Genomic DNA, 16,824 nt, shown 5'->3' with positions numbered 1-16,824 from the left:
ATAACATTCGGTTACGGCTAGAGCCTGTCTCTCAGGCCTGGTCCTTGTCTGTCGCCTTGGCGGCGCGGGCCGCTGCCGGAAGCCGCCTGGGATCATCGCCCGGCGATCCGTCGCCGCGCGGCATGGCCGGCGAAAACCTGTCCAGCGATGATATTATGCCGCGCAGCACCTTGAGCTCCGGCTCGGCGAAGCCGGCGCGCGTCAGCACCGCGCGCAGGTTGTCGACCATTTTCGGCTTCTTCGCCGCCGGGCGGAAATAGCCGCGCGCTTCGAGCGCGCCTTCCAGATAGGCGAACAGGCCGTGCAACTGTTCCTTGGTCGCCGGCATCATGTCGGGACTGGAAAAGTTGGTTTTGGTCTCGTCTTCCAGGCCCGACTTCATCCACTCATAGGACATCAGCAAGGCGGCCTGGGCGATGTTGAGCGAGGAGAAGGCGGGATCGACCGGGAAGGTGACGATCTCGTCGGCGAGGCCGACCTCGTCATTGTAGAGCCCGAACCGCTCGCGGCCGAACAGAATGCCGGTGCGCTGTCCGGATCGCTGCCGCGCTCTCAGCGCCCTGCCCGCCTCGACCGGTCCGCGCACCGGTTTGAAATTATCGCGCGCGCGCGCCGTGGTGGCGAAGACGAAATTCAGGTCGGCGACCGCCGAGGCCAGATCGTCATATACTCCAGCGGCATCGATGACGTGGTCGGCGCGGCTCGCGGCAGCGCGCGCCTTTTCGCTCGGCCAGCCGTCGCGCGGATTAACGAGGCGCAGTTCGGACAGACCGAAATTCGCCATGGCGCGCGCGACCATGCCGATATTCTCGCCGAGCTGCGGCTCGACCAGGATGATCGCCGGGCCGGTGGCAGGAAGGATGTCGTTGCTGGCTTGCATTGTCTCAATGAACTGCTGTTTGCGGCATTTCAGCGTCCCCTGCCATATCCGGCCGCGAAAATGAAGCTTTGGCAGGCAACGCCCGATGCCAGGGGCGAGCCCGCTGGGGCGGATCGCCGTTTGCGCGGCCAAAAATGCTTTGATATACGGGCCGCATCCCCGGCCAAAGCCATGCGGGCAAGGCCGTTCCGATCCCCAACAATGAGGCATTCTTTCCATGGCGAAGATCAAGGTGGCGAACCCGGTCGTCGAACTCGACGGCGACGAGATGACCCGCATCATCTGGCAGTTCATCAAGGACAAGCTGATCCACCCCTATCTCGACCTCAAGCTTGAATATTACGACCTCAGCGTTGAGCACCGCGACGCCACCAACGACCAGGTGACCATCGATTCGGCCAATGCCATCAAGAAGCACGGCGTCGGCGTGAAATGCGCGACGATCACCCCCGACGAGCAGCGTGTCGAGGAATTCGGGCTGAAGAAGATGTGGAAGTCGCCGAACGGCACCATCCGCAACATCCTCGGCGGCACCATCTTTCGCGAGCCGATCATCATGAAGAACGTGCCGCGGCTGGTGCCCGGCTGGACCAAACCGATCATCGTCGGCCGTCATGCCTTCGGCGACCAGTACCGCGCCACCGACTTCCGCTTCCCCGGCAAGGGCAAGCTGACGATCAAGTTCGTCGGCGAAGACGGCCAGGTGATCGAGCATGACGTGTTCGAGGCGCCGGCCGCCGGCGTCGCCATGGCCATGTACAATCTCGACGACTCGATCCGCGAATTCGCCCGCGCCTCGCTCAATTACGGCCTGCTGCGCAACTACCCGGTCTACCTCTCGACCAAGAACACCATCCTCAAGGCCTATGACGGCCGCTTCAAGGACATTTTCCAGGAAGTCTACGAGGCAGAGTTCGAAGCCGAGTTCAAAGCCAAGAAGCTCTGGTACGAGCACCGGCTGATCGATGACATGGTTGCCTCCAGCCTGAAATGGTCGGGCGGCTATATCTGGGCCTGCAAGAACTATGATGGCGACGTTCAGTCGGACACCGTGGCGCAAGGTTTTGGGTCGCTCGGCCTGATGACCTCGGTGCTGATGACGCCGGACGGCAAGACGGTGGAGGCGGAGGCGGCGCACGGCACCGTCACCCGTCATTATCGGCAGCACCAGAAGGGCGAGGAAACCTCGACCAATTCGATCGCCTCGATCTTCGCCTGGACACGCGGCCTGGCGCACCGCGCCAAACTCGACGACAATGCCGAGCTGATGCGTTTTGCCGAGACGCTGGAAAAAGTCTGCATCCAGACCGTCGAAGCCGGCTTCATGACCAAGGATCTGTCGCTGCTGATCGGTCCCGACCAGCCATGGCTTTCGACCACCGGCTTCCTCGACAAGATCGACGAGAATCTGCAGAAGGCGATGGCCTGACCAGCGTTGTGAGCAGGCCCGTCGTCTACGGGGCGGACTACAGCGTCTATGTACGCATCGTCCGCCTCGCACTCGAGGAAAAAGGCATCGGCTACGAACTTGTGCCGGTCGACATCTTCGCGGCGGACGGCATTCCGGGCTGGTATTTCGACCATCAGCCGTTCGGCCGCATCCCGGCCTTCGAGCATGACGGGTTCCGCCTCCACGAGACCGGCGCGATCGCCCGCTATGTCGACGAAGCGTTCGACGGCCCGGCGTTGCAACCGATCGAAGCCCGGCCTCGCGCACGTATGAACCAGATCATCGGCATGCTCGACGCCTATGCCTATCGAGCCATGGTCTGGGATGTCGCCGTCGAGCGGCTGGAGAAAACGGCGCCTGACGAGGCTTTGATCGCAAATGGGCTTCTGCAGGCGAGAACGACACTTAAGGCGCTCTCATCGCTGAAAGCCGAGGGGCCATGGCTGCTGGGCGAGCAACTGACGCTGGCCGACCTCCATGCAGCACCCATCATCGGCTATTTCGCCAAGGTCACTGAGGGACGGAAACTGCTGGCCGAGTTTCCAGATCTTCGGGACTGGTTCGCGCGCATCGCCCTACGGGAGAGTTTTGCCCGTACTGAAAAGGCTGGGTGACAAAGTCCGAAAGGCCGAGGGACAGCACCCCCCTCTGTCCTGCCGGACATCTCCCCCTCAAGGGGGGAGATCGGATGTCACGATTGTTTTCGCCAATTTTCGACGTTTGAGAAAAAGGCAGGGCAATGAAGCTGCCAATCTCCCCCCTTGAGGGGGAGATGTCCGGCAGGACAGAGGGGGGTGCCTCCCAGACCCCCAGCAACCGATCAGGCCGCCTCCAGAGCCGCCTTCACCGCAGCGATCGCGTCTTCGGCCCTTGAGGCGTCCGGGCCGCCGGCCTGGGCCATGTCAGGCCGACCGCCGCCGCCCTGCCCGCCCAAGGCCGCGGACGCCACACGCACCAGATCGACAGCGCTGAAGCGGCCGGTCAGGTCGTCGGTGACGCCGACCACGACGCTGGCCTTGTTGTCCTCGCCGGCGCCGACGAAGACGACGACGCCGGAGCCGAGCGACTTCTTGCCGGCATCGGCCAACGGCTTCAAATCCTTCGGCGCGACACCCGATACCGCCTTGCCGAGGAAGCCGACACCGGCAATGGTCTCGTTCTCGGCAGGCACGCCGGCTGGCGAGCGGTCGCCCAGCGCCAGTTTCTTGCGCGCTTCGGTCAGTTCTTTCTCGAGCTTCTTGCGCTCGTCCAACAGCGCTTCGACGCGCGCCGGCACGTCGGCCGGCGAGATCTTCAACGCCGCCGCAGTGGCCTTCAGCCGTTTGTCCTGCTCGTCGAGATGCTTTCTGGCCGCCTCTCCGGTCAGCGCCTCGATGCGGCGCACGCCGGCGGCGACGGCGCTGTCCGACACGATGCGCACCAGACCGATATCGCCGGTCGCCCTGACATGGGTGCCGCCGCATAGCTCGACCGAATAGGGCCGGTTGGCCTTGGCGCCATGCAAGCCCGTGCCCATCGAAACGACGCGCACCTCATCGCCATACTTTTCGCCGAACAGCGCCATGGCGCCTTCGGCAATGGCATCGTCGACCGACATCAGCCGCGTGGTGACCGGGCTGTTCTGGACGACGATCTCGTTCGCCATCCGCTCGACCTCTTCGATCTCGTCAGGCGAGATCGGGTTGTTGTGCGAAATGTCGAAGCGCAGACGCTCGGGCGCGACCAGTGAGCCCTTCTGCGCGACATGGGTGCCTAGCACCTCGCGCAGCGCTTCGTGGATCAGATGCGTCGCGGAATGGTTCGCGCGCAGCCTGGAGCGGCGCGCATGGTCGACCTTCAGCTCGACGGTCGCGCCCGTGTCGACCGTGCCGTCGGCCACCTTGCCGAGATGCACGAAAAGCCCGTCGGCCTTCTTCTGCGTATCGGAGATCTCGATTGAGAACCCTTCGCCTGAAATGACGCCGGTATCACCCACCTGGCCGCCGGATTCGCCATAGAACGGCGTCTGGTTGACGACTACGGCAACCGCCTCGCCGTTGGCGGCGCTGTCGACGATCTTGCCGTCCCTGACCAGCGCCTGGATGAGGCCTTCCGCCTGCTCGGTCTCGTAGCCGAGGAACTCGGTGGCGCCATGCTTCTCGCGCACCGGGAACCACACTGTTTCGGTCGCCGCCTCGCCGGAACCAGCCCAGCTCTTGCGCGCCTCGGCCTTCTGCTGCTCCATCGCATTGGTGAAGCCGGCAAGATCGACCGAGATGTTGCGCTGACGGAGCGCGTCCTGCGTCAGATCGAGCGGAAAGCCATAGGTGTCGTAGAGCTTGAAGGCGGTCTCGCCATCCAGCATGTCGCCGGCACCCAGCTTTTCCGTCGCTTCCGAAAGCAGGCCCAAGCCGCGCACCAGCGTCTTGCGGAAACGGGTTTCTTCAAGCTTCAGCGTCTCGGTGATCATCTGTTCGCCGCGCACCAGTTCCGGATAGGCCTGGCCCATCTCGCGCACCAGCGCCGGCACCAGCCGCCACATCAGCGGATCACCGGCGCCCAAAAGCTGCCCATGGCGCATGGCGCGGCGCATGATGCGACGCAGCACGTAGCCGCGGCCCTCATTGGACGGCAGCACGCCGTCGGCCACCAGAAAGCAGGACGAACGCAAATGGTCGGCGATGACGCGGAACGATCCGACGGTGTCGGCATCCGGACCGCGGCCGAGCGCGGATGACGCGGCCTCGATCAGGTGACGGAACAGGTCGGTCTCGAAGACGCTCTCGACCCCTTGCAGAATGGAGGCCATGCGCTCCAGGCCCATGCCGGTGTCGATCGACGGGCGCGGCAGGTCGATGCGCTCATCCTTCGTCACCTGTTCATACTGCATGAACACCAGGTTCCAGAATTCGAGGAAACGGTCGCCATCCTCCTCGGGGCTGCCGGGAGGGCCGCCCCAGATGTGCTCGCCACGGTCGATGAAGATCTCCGAGCACGGACCGCAAGGTCCGGTGTCGCCCATCGCCCAGAAATTGTCCGAGGTCGGAATGCGGATGATACGATCGTCGGAAAAGCCGGCGATCTTCTTCCAGTAGCCGGCAGCCTCGTCGTCGGTGTGATAGACCGTGACCAGCAGCTTGTCCTTCTTCAGCCCGAACTCCCTGGTGATCAGGTCCCAGGCAAGCTCGATGGCGCGCTCCTTGAAATAGTCGCCGAACGAGAAATTACCGAGCATCTCGAAGAAGGTCAGGTGGCGCGCGGTGTAGCCGACATTGTCGAGGTCGTTGTGCTTGCCGCCGGCGCGAACACTCTTCTGAGCCGTCGTGGCACGCGAGTAGGGTCGCTTTTCCAGGCCGGTGAAAACGTTCTTGAACTGCACCATGCCGGCATTGGTGAACATCAGTGTCGGGTCGTTGCGCGGCACCAGCGGGCTCGACGCGACGACCTCGTGACCCTCCTTGCGGAAATAGTCGAGGAATGTCGACCGGATCTCGTTCACGCCACTCATGAATACTGCCTTTTAGCTTTTAGAGAGAGCCGCCGGCGCGGCCGACGGCAAATGGACATGGCCTTTTAGCCGCCGCGTTGCACCCTGTCCAGAAACACGGAATTGGGCCAATTTGCGGGGCTTGCCGGTCATCTCGTTGCCGGCCTGCCGGTCATCTCGGCGCCACCGCTGAAACGCAAACCGCCGGCGCTATGCCGGCGGTTCGAACGCAACAATACAGGACTCGATTACACAGGCTGGAGCTGATGCGCGGGAATCATGGCCAAACTCCGGCCACTGCCGAAGCCTACATGGCGCCGGCTTCGTCCTCGAAACCATCGTCTCCGCCTTCGGAACCACCATTCTCGAGGAACTTTTCCGCAATCAGCCCGGCATTCTGCCGTAGTGCCAATTCGATTTCGCGCGCCGTATCGGGATTGTCGCGCAGGAACAGTTTTGCATTCTCGCGGCCCTGGCCGAGACGCTGCGAATTGTAGGAGAACCAGGCGCCGGACTTTTCGACCACGCCGGCCTTGACGCCGAGGTCAACCAGCTCGCCGGTCTTGGACACGCCCTCGCCATACATGATATCGAACTCGACCACCTTGAAGGGCGGCGCCAGCTTGTTCTTGACCACTTTGACGCGGGTCTGGTTGCCGACGACCTCGTCGCGGTCCTTGACCGAGCCGATGCGGCGAATGTCGAGGCGCACCGAAGCGTAGAATTTCAGCGCGTTGCCGCCGGTCGTGGTCTCGGGCGAACCGAACATGACGCCGATCTTCATGCGGATCTGGTTGATGAAGATGACCATGGTGTTGGAGCGCGAGATCGAGGCGGTCAGCTTGCGCAGCGCCTGGCTCATCAGGCGGGCCTGCAGGCCGGGCAGCGAATCGCCCATCTCGCCTTCGATTTCGGCGCGCGGCGTCAGCGCCGCGACCGAATCGACCACCAGCACGTCGATGGCGCCGGAACGCACCAGCGTGTCGCAGATCTCCAGCGCCTGCTCGCCGGTATCGGGCTGCGAGATCAAGAGGTTTTCGAGGTCGACGCCGAGCTTACGGGCATAGACCGGGTCGAGCGCGTGCTCGGCATCGACGAAGGCGCAGATGCCGCCCTTCTTCTGGGCCTCCGCCACAGTGTGCAGCGCCAGCGTCGTCTTGCCCGAGCTTTCCGGCCCGTAGATCTCGATGATGCGGCCGCGCGGCAGGCCGCCGACGCCGAGCGCGATGTCGAGGCCAAGCGAACCGGTCGGCACCGTTTCGATCTCGACGACCTGCTCGTTTGCGCCGAGCCGCATGATCGAGCCCTTGCCGAAGGCACGCTCGATTTGCGACAGCGCCGCATCCAGAGCCTTTGATTTGTCCACCGTTTTGTCCTCTACAAGCCGCAAAGAATTCTGAGCCATGATACATCACCCCTTGGTCGTCAATGAAGGCCGGACAATCCGTAATCCCTATCAATTTGTACCTTTTTTGTTCTCGATTGGCAAGGGGATACAACCGATTGAAAAACCAACAATATCCGGATTTGTTCATTTTTTGTTTCGTATTTTTACCCGGGATGCATCCCGGCTTCACCCGCAGGATTCTGCTAGGCATCTTCCGAATCGCGCCTCCGGTTGCCGGGTTCCGCCGGACAACCTAGTCTCCACCCGGCAGCAGCAAAGGTCATCTCACTGGGCATGATGAAGTCGCCGACGATCCTGGCAGTAGGCGGCGCCTATATCGAGCGGCGCGGCCAGGTTTCGGGCGCCTTCGTGCCGGCGGCGTCGAACCCCGGCACGATGCGCGAGGAAGTCGGCGGCGCCGTCTTCAATGCGCTGCGCTGCGCCGTGCGCCGCGGCGTCTCCGGGTCGCTGCTTTCGGTACGGGGCGGCGATGTTCTGGCCGATACGCTTTCACGCGCCATTGCTGCAGCCGGCATTGCCGATCTGTCCGTGGTGTTCCTCGATCCCACGACACCGAGCAACACAGTGCTGATCGACGGCGACGGCGCGCTGATCGCCGGCCTCGCCGACATGGCGCTCTACGACCTGGCGCTTGCCAAGCAGATCCGCCGTGCCAAGGTGCGCGAGGCAATCAGCACCGCTGATGCAGTCCTTTGCGACGCAAACCTGCCGTCGGCGGCGCTCGAGCGGCTGGTAGCGCTTGCAGCCGACAAGCCCGTGTTTGCACTTGCCGTTTCGCCCAGCAAGGCGGCGCGGCTGACGCTGGTGCTTGAGTTTCTGGCGATGGCCTTCATGAACCGGCGCGAGGCCGGCGCGCTTACCGGCGCCGACGTCGATGCCGACGAGCGTGGCATTGTCGACGGCCTAAGACGCGCCGGCCTGAAAAGCGGCGTGGTCACCGCTGGTGACGGTCCGGTGCTGGGTTTCGACGCGGCCGGCGCCTTCTCGATCCTGGCACCGAAAAAAGTCACGGTCGGCGCCGCCGATGCGCTGGCGGGCGCGACGATGGCCGCCCTGCTGCGCGGCCTGACGCTGGGCGCAGCGCTGCGCGAAGGCGTTGCCGCAGCAATGCTCGCCGTCGAGAGCGCCACCTTCACGAGCGCTATCTTTGCCGAGGCGCTGGCATTCGTGCCCGAGGCGCGCGACCTGGCATGAAATCCTGGATGTTGGCGCCGCCCCTCAACCCCCACCTATTTGCCGGCACGCAGCCCCGCCTCATAGGCCAGGCGTGCCCAGACCGCCATCTCATCCGGGTCGTCGAAGGCGCTGTCGGGAACGCTCCAATACGGCATCGACACCAGCTTGCCGTGCCGCGACCCCGTATAGGTCCATTGCCGGCAGCCGGCCGCCTCGAATTCGGGCGCGCTTTCCGCATCGGCTTTCAGCATCAATTCGTCACGAATGACGATGGCGACGATCACGCCGTCGAAATAGATGCCCTTGCCGCCGAACATCTTGCGAATGCTGACCGGTCCGAGGCCTTCGAAAAGTTCGGCAATGCGTTCATTGTCCATGCGGCGATCATGTCACCCGGATTTCCCCTTGTCATCGCCGCAGCCGGCGCCATCCTGACAAGTTGAAAGCCAATTTCGTCGGAGTTTTTCATGCCGCTTCTGCTCAAAGGGTCCTGCCGGTGCAATGCCGTCCGCTTCGAGGTGGAAAGCCACACGCCGGTGCCGTTCATGCTGTGCTACTGCTCGATCTGCCGCAAGCAGCAGGGCGGCGGTGGCTTTGCCATCAATCTCGGTGCCGATTTCGAGACGCTGAAAATCAAGGGCAAGCGCCATCTTGGCGTCTACCAGGCCGAGATCGAGGACGACGAGCATCCGCAATGCGAGATCTCGTCAGGCGAGCGGAATTTCTGCAAAAAATGTGGTTCGGCACTGTGGCTCTATGACCGGACCTGGCCGGAACTGGTCCACCCCTTCGCCTCGGCGATCGACACAGACCTGCCGAAACCGCCTGAAAAGGTGCACCTCATGCTGAAATACAAGGCGAACTGGGTCGAGCCCGAAATCGGCAAGGACGACAAGGTCTTCGACGTCTATCCCGAGGAATCGATCGCAGACTGGCACAAACGAACGGGAATGTGGGTGGATTAGGTCCCTTCTCCCCGTTTACATAGGCTAAGCCCCCTCACCCGGATTGCCAACCGAATTGCGAAGGGCAATTCGGGGCAATCCGACCTCTCCCCGAGGGGAGAGGAGGTGGCCAGCGTTGATGCAAGCCTCTTCTCCCCAGCGGGGAGAAGGTGGCCCGAAGGGCCGGATGAGTGAGACACGGGGGCGAAGGAAGATCAGGCCGATGCGCGCGCCTCGGCCAGGGCCTTCAGATCGGCCGGCTTGAGCTCCACCGATTCGCCGCAGCCGCAGGCCGAGCTCTGGTTCGGGTTGCGGAAGGTGAAGCCTGTGCGCAGCGTCGTCTGCTCGAAATCCATCTCGGTGCCGAACAGGAAAAGCGCTGCCTCAGGCGCGACATAGACATGGGCGCCGTCGCGCTCGATATGATCGTCCTTGGTGTTGGGCTCGGTCACCAGATCGACCGTATATTCCATACCGGCGCAGCCGCCCTTCTTGATGCCAAGGCGAATGCCATGCGCATTCTCACGGGTCGCGACGATCTCGCGAACCCGATCGGCAGCCCTTTCGGTCATCGTGATGACGGCGAAGCGTCCCATTCTTTTTCTCCGCGTTCGCGCAGGTTCAAGGCCTGCGGAATGAGTCTTCACCTAAAATGGTGAAGTTTTCTGCCTGGCGCAAGTGCGCCTCAATACCAGCCCACCGCGACCTGCGCCTCTTCCGACATGCGGTCGGGCGACCAGGGCGGATCGAAGGTCATGTTGACCTCGACGCCGGAAACGCCTTCGACGGCGCCGACGGCATTTTCCACCCAGCCCGGCATTTCGCCGGCCACCGGGCAGCCCGGCGCGGTCAGGGTCATGTCGATCTTGACCGAGCGGTCGTCCTCGATGTCGATCTTGTAGATCAGGCCGAGCTCATAGATGTCGGCCGGGATTTCTGGGTCGTAGACCGTCTTCAGCGCCGAAACGATGTCGTCGGTCAGCCGTGCCAGTTCGTCGGCGGGAATGGCCGAGGCGGAAACCACCTCATTGGTTACCGTTTCCGACGTGGTCTCAGCGGTGTGGCCTGCATCATCCATGATCGTCATCCGAAGAACTTTCGCGCTTTTTCGAGCGCATCGGCCAAAGCGTCGACTTCGGCTCTGGTGTTATACATGCCGAACGATGCCCTGCATGTGGAGGTTACGCCAAAACGTTTCAACAGCGGCTGGGCGCAATGGGTGCCGGCACGGACGGCGACGCCTTGCCTGTCGATCACCATCGACACGTCGTGGGCATGAATGCCTTGCAGCTCGAAGGAGATGATGGCGCCCTTGTCAGGCGCATCGCCGAAGATGCGCAGCGAATTGATGGCGCGCAGCCGCTGATGGGCATAATCCCTGAGATCGGCCTCGTGGGCGGCGATGCGCTCGCGGCCGATCTTTTCCATATATTCGAGCGCCGCACCCAGCCCGATCGCCTGGACGATCGGCGGCGTGCCGGCCTCGAAACGGTGCGGCGGATCGTTGTAGGTGACGATGTCTTGCGTCACCTCCTCGATCATCTCGCCGCCGCCCATGAACGGGCGCATGCGCTCCAGCATGTCCTTCTTGCCGTAGAGCACGCCGATGCCCGAGGGCCCATAAACCTTGTGGCCGGTGAAGACGAAGAAATCGCAGTCGAGGTCCTGCACGTCGATCGGCATGTGCACGGCGCTCTGGCTGCCATCGACCAGCACCGGAATGCCGCGCGCATGCGCGATACGGACGATCTCCTTGATCGGCGTCACCGTGCCCAGCGCATTCGACATGTGCGTGATGGCGACCAGTTTTGTGCGATCGCTCAGCCGCTTCTCGAACTCCTCGATATGGAAGACGCCGAGATCGTCGATCGGCACCCAGACCAGCTTCGCGCCCTGGCGCTCGCGGATGAAATGCCACGGCACGATGTTGGAATGGTGTTCCATGATCGACAGGGCTATTTCATCGCCCTCGCCGATATTGGGCATGCCATAACCATAAGCAACGGTGTTGATCGCCGCGGTCGTGTTCGAGGTGAAGACGATGTTGTCGGTGCTTGGCGCGTTGAGAAATCTTTGCACTATCTTGCGCGCGTTCTCAAAGGCGTCGGTCGAGGCATTCGACAGGAAATGCAGCCCGCGATGGACGTTGGCATATTCCTGGGCGTAGGCGTGCTGGATGGCGTCGAGCACGGCCTGCGGCTTCTGCGCCGAAGCGCCGTTGTCGAGATAGACCAGCGGTTTGCCGTAGACTTCCCGCGACAGGATCGGAAAGTCGCGGCGGATCGCCTCGACGTCGTAGGGGATGTTTTCGACTTTCTGGTCCATCTCGAAGTCCTTGCTACGCCGCGTTCCTTCCAGCACCCCTCATCCGTCTTGGCGCTTCGCGCCAATCCACCTTCTCCCACAAGGGGAGAAGGAGAGGCGCTCTTCCTTCTCCCCTGGGAGAAGGTGTCGCCGAAGGCGACGGATGAGGGGTGCTGGCCGAGGCGCCAAACCCTCACCCACTGTCAACCGTGCGCCGCGAACCAGCCGTCGAGCCTCGTTTCCAGCGCCTCGACGATCGCCTCGTCGTCCAGTTCCTCGATCACCTCGGCGACGAAGGCCTTGACCAGCAGGCCACGAGCGGCCTTCTCGTCGATGCCGCGCGCCATCAGGTAGAACAAGTGGCTATGATCGATCTCGGTGACGGTGGCGCCGTGGCCGCAGACGACGTCGTCGGCGAAGATTTCGAGCTCAGGCTTGGTCGAGAACTCGCCGTCATCCGACAGAAGCAGCGTGTTGCAGGCCATCTTGGCGTTGGTCTTCTGCGCGTATTGGTGGACGTTGATGCGTCCCTGGAAGACGCCGCGCGCTCTTCCCGTCACCACGTTGCGGATCACTTCCGTCGAAGCCGTATGTGGCACCGCATGGTCGAGCACCATGGTCACGTCGGTATGGGTGTCACCGGCCAGCAGGTTGATGCCGCGCAGCGTGAAATCGGCGCCTTCGCCGGTCGTCCTGACCACGATCTCCTGGCGCACCAGCTTGCCGCCGGCGTTCATCACGAACAGCGTCAGCTTCGCATTCTTGCCGAGATGCGCCTTGAACTGGGCAAGATGCGTCGCCGTATCCGGCTGCTCCTGCACGATCAGCCAGGTCACCTCGGCGCCCTCGTCAAGCAGAAGCTGGCTGACCGAACTCACGAGTGCGGCGCCCTCGCCCGCCTGGCGCTCGACGATCACGGCCTTGGCGCCGGCGCCGACGCGGACGCTGAGGCGGACATGCGTCTGGCCGCCGGCCTGCAGGTTCTGCAGTTCGATCGGCTTGTCCAGTTCGGTGCCGTCGGCAATGTCGACAAAATAGCCGTCGGCAACGAAAGCGGTGTTCAGCGCGCCGATGGCGTCGTCGGCGCCGTAGGGATCGAGGCCCGGTGCGATGCTGCCGTCGGTCAGTTTCTCCGACAGGCGCTGCACGGCAATGCCCTCGATTTCAGGCATTTTCGCACTCGTCACGCCGTTGAGCACCGGCAGGACAGCGGATCCTTCGACGACAGGCGCAATGGCTTTTGGGGCGGCTGCGGGATCGAAATCCGGAACCGAAGTCAACAGGCGGCGCAGGTCGGTGTAGTGCCAGGATTCGATGCGCCGCGTCGGCAGGCCGCTCTTGATCGCCTCGATGGCGTCGTCGCGCTTCAGCATCACCGTGCCGTCGCCGGGCAGCAGCGACAGCCGGTCGCTGAAGGCGTCGATCAGCGCCGTTTCGGCCGGCGTTCGCTGGGGTGTCGTATGTATATTCATCGGTCTCGCCTTGTTTGGCTTGCCTTCTTGGCCTTCTGGCATCTCACGCAGCTTGGCCGATCACGCCGGCATAGCCGTTGGCCTCGAGGTCGAGCGCCAGCGACTTGTCGCCCGACTTGACCACCTGGCCTCTGTACAGCACGTGCACACTATCCGGCACGATGTACTGAAGCAGGCGCTGGTAGTGGGTGATGATGACGATGGCGCGGTCCGGCGCGCGCAACGCATTGACGCCTTCCGAGACGATCTTCAGCGCATCGATGTCGAGGCCGGAATCGGTCTCGTCGAGCACGCACAGTTTTGGCTCCAGAAGCTTCATCTGCAGGATCTCGGCGCGCTTCTTCTCGCCGCCGGAAAAGCCGACATTGAGCGGCCGCTTCAGCATCGCCATGTCCATGTCGAGCAAGGCGGCGGCATCCTTCACGCGCTTCAGGAATTCCGGGATCTTCAGCGGCTCCTCGCCGCGCGCCTTGCGCTGCTCGTTCATCGCCACTTTCAGGAATTCCATCGTCGCCACACCGGGTATCTCCATCGGATACTGGAAGGCGAGAAAAATGCCTGATGTGGCGCGCTCGGCAGGATCCATTTCGAGGATCGACCGGCCGTTGTAGAGGATGTCGCCTTCGGTCACCTCATAATCCTCGCGCCCGGCGAGGATGTAGGACAGCGTCGATTTTCCCGAGCCGTTCGGCCCCATGATGGCGGCGACCTCGCCGGCTTTCACTGTCAGGTTCAGGCCGCGGATGATCTCGGTGCCGTCATCGACGATGCGAGCATGCAAATTTCTGATTTCAAGCATTTTTTCTTTTCCTGAAAATTTTCGGTCCGGTCAGCCGACCGAGCCCTCGAGGCTGATCCCAATCAGCTTCTGCGCCTCGACCGCGAATTCCATCGGCAGTTGCTGGATGACGTCCTTGACGAAGCCGTTGACGATCAGCGCGATCGCCTCTTCTTCGGGAATGCCGCGCTGCATGACGTAGAATTTCTGGTCCTCGGAAATCTTCGACGTCGTCGCCTCATGCTCGAACTGCGCGGTTGCGTTCTTGGCTTCCATGTAGGGCACGGTGTGGGCGCCGCACTGGTCGCCGATCAGCAGCGAGTCGCAGTTGGTGAAGTTGCGGGCGTTGGTCGCCTTGCGGTGCGCCGAGACCTGGCCGCGATAGGTGTTCTGCGAGAAGCCGGCGGCGATGCCCTTGGAGATGATGCGGCTCGACGTGTTCTTGCCGAGATGGATCATCTTGGTGCCGCTGTCGACCTGCTGGTAGCCGTTCGACACGGCGATCGAATAGAATTCGCCGCTGGAATCGTCGCCGCGCAGGATGCAGCTCGGATATTTCCAGGTGATCGCCGAGCCGGTCTCGACCTGCGTCCATGAAATCTTCGAACGGTGGCCGCGGCAGTCGCCGCGCTTGGTGACGAAATTGTAGATGCCGCCCTTGCCTTCGGCGTCGCCGGGGTACCAGTTCTGCACCGTCGAGTATTTGATCTCGGCATCGTCGAGCGCGATCAGCTCGACAACCGCAGCGTGAAGCTGGTTCTCGTCGCGCTGCGGCGCCGTGCAGCCTTCGAGATAGGAGACGTAGGCCCCTTCCTCGGCGATGATCAGCGTGCGCTCGAACTGGCCGGTGTTCTTCTCGTTCATGCGGAAATAGGTCGACAGTTCCATCGGGCAGCGCACGCCCTTGGGCACGAAGACGAAGGAGCCGTCGGTGAACACCGCCGAATTCAGCGTGGCGTAGAAATTGTCGGAGGTCGGCACGACCGAGCCGAGATATTTTTTTACCAGTTCCGGGTGCTCGCGGATGGCTTCCGAGATCGAGCAGAAGATGACGCCGGCCTGCGCCAGCTCCTTCTTGAAGGTGGTGACAACGGAAACCGAATCGAACACCGCGTCGACGGCGACGCGGCCCGACTTGTAGACATTGTCGCTGGCTTCCTCGAGTTCCGACGCGTCGGTCTTCTGCACACCGGCGAGGATCTCCTGTTCCCTCAGCGGGATGCCGAGCTTTTCATAGACCCTCAACAGTTCGGGATCGACGTCGCTCAGCGATGTCGGTCCCGGCGTGCTCTTGGGCGCCGCGTAATAGTAGAGGTCCTGGAAATCGATCTTCGGATAATGGACGCGCGCCCATTTCGGCTCGTCCAGCGTCACCCAGCGCCGATAGGCTTCCAGACGCCATTCCAGCATCCAGGACGGCTCGTCCTTCTTCGCCGAAATGAAGCGGATAATGTCTTCGCTCAGGCCCTTTGGGGCCTTGTCCATCGCGATTTCGGTCTGGAATCCGTATTTGTATTGGTCGACGTCGATCTTTCGGACCCGATCGATCGTGTCCTGCACAGCAGGCATCAGCGTTCTCCATCCACGCCGGGGTCAAGGCCCGGCAGTTTTCAAACTATGGCACCGCGAAACCAGTACCCGCGAGGCACCCGAGGCGGCGTAAGTCCCATATAGTGCGTCCCGGCCGGGAATTCACCCGGCCACCATGAAACGCACGGCTCTACCAGGCCAAAAAGCCTGCGTTTGTTTGCCGCGCTCAGGCGGCTTCTTCCCTGCCTGCGCGGCGTGAGGCAATGCCGGCCAGCGCAGTGCGGAACAGTTCGATGTCCTGCGCGCTCGTTGCGTGGCCGATGGACACGCGCAAAGCGCCAAGGCTGTAATTGTATCCCATGGCTTTCAGCACATGGCTCGGGCCGACCTTGCCCGACGAACAGGCGGAACCGGCCGACAGCGCCACGCCGGCGAGGTCGAAGGCGATCTGCGCCGTCTCGGCCTTGATGCCCGCAATAGCGAAGAATGTCGTGTTGGCAAGCCTCGGCGCGCCGGTTCCGAAGATCTCCGCATCCGGCACCAGCGTTTTCACGATCGCCTCGATCTCATCGCGGCGGCTGCCGACGGCGTCGATGCGCTTCAATCCGATCAGGGCCTCGCGCGCCGCTGCGCCAAAGCCGACAATCGCGGCCAGGTTTTCGGTGCCGCCGCGATGACCCTTTTCCTGGCCGCCGCCGGCGATCAACGGCCTTGGCATCATCAGATCCGCGGCGGCGACGATGGCGCCAACGCCCATGGGGCCGCCGATCTTGTGCGAAGACAGAATCAAGTAATCGGCATAACCCGCTGACATATCGAGCGGAATGCGACCGGCTGCCTGCACGGCGTCGACGACCAGGATGCCGCCTGCCGCCTTGACGATTTCGGCGATGCGCCCGACCGGCTGGATGACGCCGGTCTCGTTGTTGGCGGCATGGATCGCCACCAGCGGCAGGCCATCCGCCTTGTCATGACGGCCAAGTGCCGCCGCCAGCGCGTCCAGCCTGACAATGCCGTCGGCGTCGACGCCGATGCGTGTTACCCGGGCTGCCGGAAAGCGCCCGCCGTTCAGCACACAAGGATGATCGGCTTCGCAGACATAGAGCCGGCTCATGCGGACAGTGCCGCGCCCCATCTGCCAATCCGGCGTCAGCAGCGTCGAGGCGGCTTCCGTCGCACCGGAGGTGAACACGACATGCTCGGCGCCGGCGTTGACCAGCAGCGCCACATCGCGCCTTGCATTCTCGATCAGCCGCCGTGCGGCACGACCTTCGGCATGGACCGACGACGGGTTGGCGGCAGTATCGAGCGCGGCAATCATTGCCGCGGGGGGGGGGGGGGGGCCCCGCGCGCGGGGCCGCGGGGGGGGGGGGGGGGGGGGGGGGGGGTGGGGCGGGGGCGGGCCGGCGCCCGCGG

15 protein-coding genes are annotated in these 16,824 nt (G+C 63.1%); 4 read left to right on the top strand and 11 right to left on the bottom strand.

Going from position 1 to position 16,824, the window contains the following annotated elements; genetic code table 11:
- Positions 1–31: 31 nt before the first annotated feature.
- Positions 32–880 carry an RNA methyltransferase gene (locus tag AC0L3D_RS28260; protein WP_287061876.1) on the bottom strand — a complete coding sequence of 283 codons (849 nt, stop codon included), beginning with the start codon at positions 878–880 and terminating at the stop codon, positions 32–34.
- 217 nt (positions 881–1,097) lie between these two features.
- Between AC0L3D_RS28260 and AC0L3D_RS28255 the strand changes: the two genes are divergently transcribed.
- Both AC0L3D_RS28255 and AC0L3D_RS28250 read left to right on the top strand, forming a co-directional pair.
- Entirely contained in the window at positions 1,098–2,309 is a 1,212-nt protein-coding gene (locus tag AC0L3D_RS28255) for an NADP-dependent isocitrate dehydrogenase (protein WP_128168446.1), read from the top strand.
- A gap of 8 nt (positions 2,310–2,317) precedes the next feature.
- Positions 2,318–2,944: a glutathione S-transferase family protein gene (locus tag AC0L3D_RS28250; RefSeq protein WP_128168445.1), complete on the top strand. Its 627-nt coding sequence runs from the start codon at positions 2,318–2,320 to the stop codon at positions 2,942–2,944.
- Between the two features lie 206 nt (positions 2,945–3,150).
- On the opposite strand, the gene alaS is transcribed toward AC0L3D_RS28250, so the two are convergent.
- Positions 3,151–5,817: an alanine--tRNA ligase gene (alaS, locus tag AC0L3D_RS28245; RefSeq protein ID WP_473646499.1), complete on the bottom strand. Its 2,667-nt coding sequence runs from the start codon at positions 5,815–5,817 to the stop codon at positions 3,151–3,153.
- Positions 5,818–6,103: 286 nt separating this feature from the next.
- Positions 6,104–7,201: a recombinase RecA gene (gene recA / locus AC0L3D_RS28240; protein ID WP_023798282.1), complete on the bottom strand. Its 1,098-nt coding sequence runs from the start codon at positions 7,199–7,201 to the stop codon at positions 6,104–6,106.
- Between the two features lie 276 nt (positions 7,202–7,477).
- On the opposite strand from recA, the gene AC0L3D_RS28235 reads away from it, so the two are divergent.
- Positions 7,478–8,398, top strand: coding sequence for a carbohydrate kinase family protein (locus AC0L3D_RS28235; protein WP_473646498.1), 921 nt, complete (start codon positions 7,478–7,480; stop codon positions 8,396–8,398).
- A gap of 35 nt (positions 8,399–8,433) precedes the next feature.
- Here AC0L3D_RS28235 and AC0L3D_RS28230 read toward each other — a convergent pair whose 3' ends face one another.
- Positions 8,434–8,757, bottom strand: coding sequence for a TfoX/Sxy family protein (locus tag AC0L3D_RS28230; protein WP_091591417.1), 324 nt, complete (start codon positions 8,755–8,757; stop codon positions 8,434–8,436).
- 90 nt (positions 8,758–8,847) lie between these two features.
- Here AC0L3D_RS28230 and AC0L3D_RS28225 point away from each other — a divergent pair, with 90 nt between their 5' ends.
- Positions 8,848–9,345, top strand: a complete 498-nt coding sequence (locus AC0L3D_RS28225; RefSeq protein WP_091591419.1) for a GFA family protein — start codon at positions 8,848–8,850, stop codon at positions 9,343–9,345.
- A gap of 194 nt (positions 9,346–9,539) precedes the next feature.
- Here the strand turns inward: AC0L3D_RS28225 and sufA are convergent, their stop codons facing one another.
- The 7 genes from sufA to AC0L3D_RS28190 form a co-directional block, all read right to left on the bottom strand.
- Complete coding sequence (sufA, locus tag AC0L3D_RS28220; RefSeq protein ID WP_128168442.1) at positions 9,540–9,920, bottom strand: Fe-S cluster assembly scaffold SufA; 381 nt, start codon at positions 9,918–9,920, stop codon at positions 9,540–9,542.
- Between the two features lie 89 nt (positions 9,921–10,009).
- Complete coding sequence (locus AC0L3D_RS28215; protein WP_027154153.1) at positions 10,010–10,402, bottom strand: SUF system Fe-S cluster assembly protein; 393 nt, start codon at positions 10,400–10,402, stop codon at positions 10,010–10,012.
- Between the two features lie 5 nt (positions 10,403–10,407).
- Complete coding sequence (locus AC0L3D_RS28210; protein ID WP_473630179.1) at positions 10,408–11,649, bottom strand: cysteine desulfurase; 1,242 nt, start codon at positions 11,647–11,649, stop codon at positions 10,408–10,410.
- 182 nt (positions 11,650–11,831) lie between these two features.
- Complete coding sequence (sufD, locus tag AC0L3D_RS28205) at positions 11,832–13,100, bottom strand: Fe-S cluster assembly protein SufD (RefSeq protein WP_473646496.1); 1,269 nt, start codon at positions 13,098–13,100, stop codon at positions 11,832–11,834.
- Positions 13,101–13,143: 43 nt separating this feature from the next.
- Positions 13,144–13,899 carry a Fe-S cluster assembly ATPase SufC gene (sufC, locus tag AC0L3D_RS28200; protein ID WP_091591425.1) on the bottom strand — a complete coding sequence of 252 codons (756 nt, stop codon included), beginning with the start codon at positions 13,897–13,899 and terminating at the stop codon, positions 13,144–13,146.
- A gap of 30 nt (positions 13,900–13,929) precedes the next feature.
- A complete protein-coding gene (gene sufB, locus AC0L3D_RS28195; RefSeq protein ID WP_027154150.1) occupies positions 13,930–15,447 on the bottom strand; it encodes a Fe-S cluster assembly protein SufB in 1,518 nt (505 codons plus the stop codon).
- A gap of 187 nt (positions 15,448–15,634) precedes the next feature.
- A partial coding sequence (locus AC0L3D_RS28190; protein WP_473646495.1) for a cysteine desulfurase family protein occupies positions 15,635–16,824 on the bottom strand: 1,190 nt, incomplete at its 5' end.

Source organism: Mesorhizobium sp. WSM4837, from assembly GCF_055811435.1.
Note: the sequence above shows the minus strand (reverse complement) of the source record. Positions and strands in the feature narration are given on the sequence as shown.